The sequence below is a fragment of the Nitrospira sp. BLG_2 genome, from assembly GCF_049222245.1.
This window is the reverse complement of sequence record NZ_JBLYIG010000093.1, coordinates 1-3,906: the sequence shown is the minus strand read 5'-3', so window position 1 is coordinate 3,906 and position 3,906 is coordinate 1. Positions and strand designations below refer to the sequence as shown.

At 58.8% G+C, this 3,906-nt stretch carries 3 protein-coding genes; all 3 read left to right on the top strand.

The window, feature by feature from the left end:
* The coding region (locus ACOSYY_RS02780) for a BON domain-containing protein (RefSeq protein ID WP_421660747.1) at positions 1-698 on the top strand (698 nt) is incomplete at its 5' end.
* Positions 698-1,987 (top strand): MFS transporter, encoded by a 1,290-nt coding sequence (locus tag ACOSYY_RS02775; protein ID WP_421660746.1) that lies wholly within the window; start codon positions 698-700, stop codon positions 1,985-1,987. The genes ACOSYY_RS02780 and ACOSYY_RS02775, both read left to right, overlap by 1 nt.
* A gap of 12 nt (positions 1,988-1,999) precedes the next feature.
* A partial coding sequence (locus tag ACOSYY_RS02770; RefSeq protein WP_421660745.1) for an amylo-alpha-1,6-glucosidase occupies positions 2,000-3,906 on the top strand: 1,907 nt, incomplete at its 3' end.

Below are 3,906 nucleotides of genomic sequence, written 5' to 3'. Positions count from 1 at the left end.
ACAAAGAAGTCGCACCGGAGAAACCAGCGCCGCCCAAGCCATCAACGGACGGGAAGCCGCAGCCTCCATCAAACCCTCCCACGAAAACGGATTCGACTGATCACAAAGAAGTCACATCGGAGAAACATGCGCCGGCCAAGCCACAGACGGACGGGAAGACGCAGTCCGCACCCGCTCCGGCGACGAAGGCGGACTCACAACCGGCTGATTCCGAGGGTAAGGAAAAAGATCAGGCAGCCAAGAAACCCCTGGGTTCACTGATTCTGTCGGTCAAGCTTGCGCTTATGGGAGATTCACGGCTTTTCCGCTACGAGATCGGGGTGGAAGACGACCAACAAACCGTGACCATGACCGGACGCGTCTCGGCCGAAGAAGAAAAAGCGGCCGCAACGGAAATCGCGCAGGCTGTCCCAGGCGTCAAGGCCGTGGTCAACAAGCTGGCCGTCGAAAAAGACCTCGCGAAGGCGCTGCTCAAGAAACAGGATGAAATTCTCACCGGCCTGATCAAAGAACGGTTCTCCAAGAGCGCGACCCTCAAAGCGGCCAATTTCGAGGTAAAGACCGAGGACGGTGTCGTTCAGCTCAATGGAACCGTGCGTTTCCAAGTCATCGCTCTCGAAGCCGCGGAAGCTGCCCGTCAAGTGCCGGGTGTACGAGCGGTGAATACCGAGAAGATACGGTTGGAGGGCGAGAGCTAATGCAAGGCCGCTCCGGCCCCTTGCCTTACTCTCCCCCTACGGCGGAGAACGCAGACAACATCTCAGTCAAGGATCGTCCGCTGCTCCTGACCCGCGATTTCGGACTCGTCTGGTCCGGACAACTTATCTCGCAAATCGGAGACGGCATCTCGAGATTGGCGCTCCTCTGGTTTGTCTATGCCGTCACCGGCTCGCCCCTCAAAACATCCATCATCGGCCTGCTGCAGACCATTCCTCCGATTGTTTTGGGCCCGATCATCGGCGTGTATGTCGATCGCCTTCCGAAAAAGGTGTTGCTGATCACCAGCGATGTGTTGCGCGCGTTGTTGATCGGGTTGATTCCTTGCCTCATCCCCGTGGAATCCTTTACGGTGACCGTGCTCTATGTCTTGGTCCTCTTGCATGCCATTGCCACGGCGGTATTCGGTCCTGCTCTCACCGCCGCCATCCCCGCCTTTGTCCCTAAAACGCAGTTCACGGCCGCCAACGCACTTCTTCAAAGCACGACCAGCCTTGGGATTATTTTCGGTCCGGCGTTGAGCGGCTTAGGCATCGCCGCGTACGGATCACAAGAGGTCTTATGTCTCAACGCGGCGACCTACATGATTTCCGCCGGGTGCCTCGCGTGGGTTCGCTTTAAGAAACCGGCGTCACAGATTTCCGCGCGTGCCGCGAGACCGACTATGCTGCAAGATCTGGTTGAGGGATTTCGCTATAGCGTGGTGACTCAACCAACGATACTGCTCTTGACCGGCACCGCCGCCCTCTATACGTTCGGCACCAGCGCGTTGACCGCCCTTTTCCCGGTGTTCGCGCGGAAGATGCTTGGACTGGGTCCGATTGAGGTCGGCTATTTATGGTCGGCGGTCGGTATCGGATTATTCGCGACATCGATCGGACTCTTGTGGGCGACTCACTGGACGCTCAAAGACCGGATGCTGCTGATCACGGGTAGCAGTGTGTTGAGCGGCGCCGCCCTCTGCGCGTTGACCGGAACACTTGATCCCTATATAGCCGGTCTCCTCATGGGCCTGGTCGGCTGTGGGATGGGAGCCTTTACTCCGATTGCATGGGGCATCATTCAAGAGCTCGCGCCGAAACAAATGGTCGGACGAGTGCTGGGCCTCTACGGGACAGGCTCCATGACTGCCGCCATCGGGGGAATTTCCGCGTTCGGATGGATCACGGAACAACAGGGTCCGGAGACCGGGGTACTCGGGATCGGGCTTGTTCTGTTGGTGACGGCGCTGGTCGCCGCGCGCATGAGCCGGGCAAGTGCCGTGCACTGAAGGGAATTATTCATGAACGACGTCATCAGATTGAAGGATCAATATTACATCCTCGCGTCATCCTCATTGGCCGACGGTCGCACGGAAGTGTTGAAACATGGCGAGACCTTCGCAGTGTTCGACCGGTACGGTGACATTCATCAGGTACTTTCCGGCCCGCAGGGGCTCTATCATGAAGGGACGCGGTTCCTCTCCCGATTCGAGCTTTCGCTCGGGGAGCAGCGGCCGATGCTACTCAGCGCAAAGGCCAAAGACGACAATGCGCTCATTCGGATCGATCTCACCAACGCGGACATGATGCTGGACGAGCGACGGCCGGTGCCGCGCGGGACGCTCCATCTGTGCCGGACCCGGTTTCTCTGGCAGGGGACCTGTTACGAGCGCATCCGTGTTCATAACTACGGCGTGGAGAAATTTCCCCTCCGGCTCATGGTCGCAATGGATGCGGATTTCGCCGATCTCTTCGAGGCGAGGGGCCGGCAGCGGCTTCGTCGCGGATGGAAACTCAAGACCGTTCGATCCAAGACGGGGCTTATCCTTGGGTATAAAGGGCTCGATGAAACCATCCGCCGAACCTATGTCCGATGTACTCCCGCGCCGAAACGGGTAATGCCTGACGGATTGCGAATCGAGGCGAACATCCCTCCCCACACCGACATGACCTGGGAAATCTTGATTTCCTGCGAAATCAAGCGGCGGCGGGGCGGAGTATTTCTCTCCTACGACCGCGCCCACCGGGAGGCCTATCGCGCGTTACAGAAAGCCAAAGCCTCCGATGCCCACGTCTACACGTCGAATGAACAATTCAATCATTGGTTGAACCGGTCCATGGCCGATCTCCACATGTTGGTCTCGGAGACACCGCACGGACGCTATCCTTACGCCGGGGTGCCCTGGTTCAGCGTCCCGTTCGGACGAGACGGTATTATTACGGCGCTGCAAATGCTGTGGATGAATCCCGCGCTCGCGCGGGGAGTTCTGGGTTTTCTGGCCGCGACTCAGGCAACGAAGAATCGACCGGAACAAGATGCGGAAATCGGCAAGATTTTACATGAGACGCGCCAGGGAGAGATGGCGACCCTCGGAGAAATTCCATTCGGCAAATATTATGGGAGTGTCGACGCCACGCCGTTGTTCATTGTACTGGCCGGCGCATATTACGAACGAAGCGGCGATCGCCAATTTCTCACGGCGCTCTGGCCGCATATTAAGCTGGCGCTCCAGTGGATCGATCAGTACGGCGATCCGACCGGGATGGGATTCACAACCTATGCTCGCCGAACCGCCAGCGGGCTGGTGCATCAAGGATGGAAAGATTCCCACGACGCCGTCTTCCACGCCGACGGAACCGCGGCAGAGGGTCCGATTGCGCTCTGCGAGGTACAGGCGTACGTGTATCGAGCCAAACGAACGGCGGCGAACTTGGCTCGGCTTCTGGAAGAATTCGATCACGTTGATCGTCTGCTGAAAGAAGCGGACTCCCTTCAAGACCGATTTGAACGGGCGTTCTGGTGCGAGGAACTCGACTCGTATGCGCTGGCTGTGGACGGGCGGGGCCGACCTTGCCGTGTACGGTCCTCAAACGCGGGCCATTGCCTGTACGGCGGCATCGCGGGCGCGGACCGGGGGGTACGCGCGGCCCGCACGCTCTTGCGCGAGGAGTTTTTCAGCGGATGGGGTGTCCGCACGATCGCAACCTCCGAGGCCCGGTATAACCCGATGTCCTACCATAACGGATCGGTGTGGCCTCACGACAACGCGCTCATCGCGGCCGGTATGGCGGCATACGGCTATAAACAAGGCGCGACGAGGATTTTGGCCGGCATTTTCGACTCGAGTTTGTATCTTGAACTCCATCGGTTGCCGGAATTGTTCTGTGGATTTTCACGGCGGCCAGGGGAAAGTCCCACGCTCTATCC

Excerpts from the sequence above, each read along its gene's own strand:
- ACOSYY_RS02775 (WP_421660746.1), top strand. The coding sequence starts at position 698 with ATGCAAGGCCGCTCCGGCCCCTTGCCTTACTCTCCCCCTACGGCGGAG.